Source organism: Bartonella sp. EBT8 (assembly GCF_055796165.1).
This window is the reverse complement of sequence record NZ_JBTTDJ010000054.1, coordinates 1-2055: the sequence shown is the minus strand read 5'-3', so window position 1 is coordinate 2055 and position 2055 is coordinate 1. Positions and strand designations below refer to the sequence as shown.

The window sequence follows — 2055 nt, the reverse complement described above, 5'->3', positions numbered from 1 at the left end:
ACCTCCATTAAAAAAGTTGAAAAAGAACATTTTGGATAAAATGTCTATTGACAAGGGTATTTTTTTTTTTGCTAGGGTGTCTGTATTTCATATTTTATGAACACTGTCAATAAAAAAATTCATAAAAAATGAAATTTTATATGAAATAAATTCATTATAGGATAAAATAATGTTAGAAAAATTTTGGAATTATGGAGATAAGAAAGTGATGGCTGCTATTATCTTTTGTCTACAGAGCAGGAATTTTGAAGAATCGTTAAAACAGCTTTCTGAACTTCAGGATTTGCTTGATAATACAGACGAATAAATTGTTCAGATTCTTTGATTAAGAAAGGCGGGATTTCACCAAAAAAATCAATAATTTTTATGAGTTCAGTTGCTCTTATTAATCTGGGTTTTACTGATCTCTTTGTACTAGAATTATTGATCATACTAGTTAAAGTAGATGGCAGCACTCCCAGATGTTCGGCTAGCATTTTTTTGCTACCGTGTCCATTTTTAGCTAACTGCTCTTTAAGCCACGCCTTTAACTGATCCGATTCCATAAAAATAAGGCTCTTTCATATCAAATGAAAAATCAATTAAAAAAAAACTGAATTTTTTTCTTGATAAAATTCAGATAATATGAAATTTTATTATTATGAAAAAAGAACCTGCATATACCATAATAAAATATTTAGGCGGTGCTGTTAATGTTTCTCGCATTTTACAGAAATGTAAGGGTGCTGTTTATCGTATTACTTATTCTAAAGAAAAAGGTGGTGCTAATGGATTGTTTCCTGCGATTTATCAGGCACAATTACTAAATTATGCACATGATCATGGTATAGATTTACGCCCTGACGATTTTTTTTATCCTGAACGCTTGCAGTTATTAATGCAAAAGAAACATCCCCCCTCAATGAGTGAATTTGTAAAAAGTTCCAGTGTTAATGACACTTGTGAACATAGCACTGCTTTGCAGTCATAAGGAGATGATGATGGCTGTAGAAAAGAAATATGAAATCCTAAAAAATTATAGCACTAAAGAGAATGGACACATTCTGCATCCTATTTGTGCATTAAGAGATTTTGGAAATATTAAGAAGGGTGCTTTAGGCGGCTGGATAGAACATGAAGGCAATTTATCGCATTATGGTAATTGTTGGATTTATGAAGGTTCTAAGGTTTATGGTAATGCGCGGGTTTATGACGATGCCATTATTCGTAATGATGCAAGTGTTTTTGATAATGCTTTAGTTTGTGATCAAGCACAAGTTTACGGTTTGGGATATATTTATGGCAATGCTCGTATTTGCGGTGATGAACGTGTTCATACTATGTTGTATGACAATGCAAGATTTTATAACGATGAAGTTTGCATACGCAGACGGGTTTTAGAGAACTTAAGGGAAGCGCATAAGGATGATGATGGCAAGGCGCGTGTTGACCTTATCCCGCCATCAGCACTGATTGAAATCGGTCGTGTTCTAGAATTTGGCGCAAAGAAATACGGAGCAAACAATTGGCGTCATGGCATGGAGTGGAGCCGTTTTTACGGCGCTGCTTTGCGTCATTTATTCGCATGGTTTGGTGGAGAGAATAAGGATGGCGAGAGTGATTTATCACACTTGGCGCATGCGGTGTGTTGTCTTGTTTTCTTAATGGAATGCGAAGCAAAACAGATCGGTCATGATGACCGCCCTAAAATAATAAAGGAGAAACAAAATGAGTTTAAATGAGATTGTATTAATAGCGGTGATTTCAGTTTTGATTTTAAGCGGTGTGATATTTCGTTTCGCTTTGCATTATCGTGATCAAGTTAAATCCCTTAAAGAACAAGCTACCAATCTTAAAAAAGAGATAAAAGAGAAAGAGTTGAAGTTTTTAACGGAAAGCAAGCAAACAATTGATGAATGTGATGATGATCTTAAAGAACGTGACGAGATCATTACAGAATTAAGACACAAACTTAAGCAGCGTGATGAAGTGATTAAAGAACGCGATAAAGCCATCAATGAACATAATACGATCATTATAGAATTGAGACAAAAAATTGAAGAGCATGAAAAGGCA

General features: G+C 34.4%; 3 protein-coding genes and 2 pseudogenes. 4 read left to right on the top strand and 1 reads right to left on the bottom strand.

The window, feature by feature from the left end:
• Positions 1–218: 218 nt before the first annotated feature.
• On the bottom strand, positions 219–545 hold the full coding sequence (locus AC0QT4_RS08935) for an XRE family transcriptional regulator (RefSeq protein WP_473201320.1): 327 nt from the start codon (positions 543–545) through the stop codon (positions 219–221).
• Positions 546–640: 95 nt separating this feature from the next.
• Between AC0QT4_RS08935 and AC0QT4_RS08930 the strand changes: the two genes are divergently transcribed.
• The 4 genes and pseudogenes from AC0QT4_RS08930 to AC0QT4_RS08915 all read left to right on the top strand — a co-directional run.
• On the top strand, positions 641–970 hold the full coding sequence (locus AC0QT4_RS08930) for a hypothetical protein (protein ID WP_473201319.1): 330 nt from the start codon (positions 641–643) through the stop codon (positions 968–970).
• A pseudogene (locus tag AC0QT4_RS08925) lies at positions 933–1205 on the top strand (hypothetical protein); the annotation flags it as partial. The gene AC0QT4_RS08930 and the pseudogene AC0QT4_RS08925, both read left to right, overlap by 38 nt.
• Before the next feature lie 156 nt (positions 1206–1361).
• Positions 1362–1721: a dATP/dGTP diphosphohydrolase domain-containing protein gene (locus tag AC0QT4_RS08920; RefSeq protein WP_473201321.1), complete on the top strand. Its 360-nt coding sequence runs from the start codon at positions 1362–1364 to the stop codon at positions 1719–1721.
• Positions 1708–2055: pseudogene (locus tag AC0QT4_RS08915) on the top strand (hypothetical protein); the annotation flags it as partial. The gene AC0QT4_RS08920 and the pseudogene AC0QT4_RS08915, both read left to right, overlap by 14 nt.

What these genes read in the sequence shown, in the direction of transcription:
- AC0QT4_RS08935 (WP_473201320.1), bottom strand. Translation starts at nt 545, where the DNA reads ATGGAATCGGATCAGTTAAAGGCGTGGCTTAAAGAGCAGTTAGCTAAA.
- AC0QT4_RS08930 (WP_473201319.1), top strand. Translation starts at nt 641, where the DNA reads ATGAAAAAAGAACCTGCATATACCATAATAAAATATTTAGGCGGTGCT.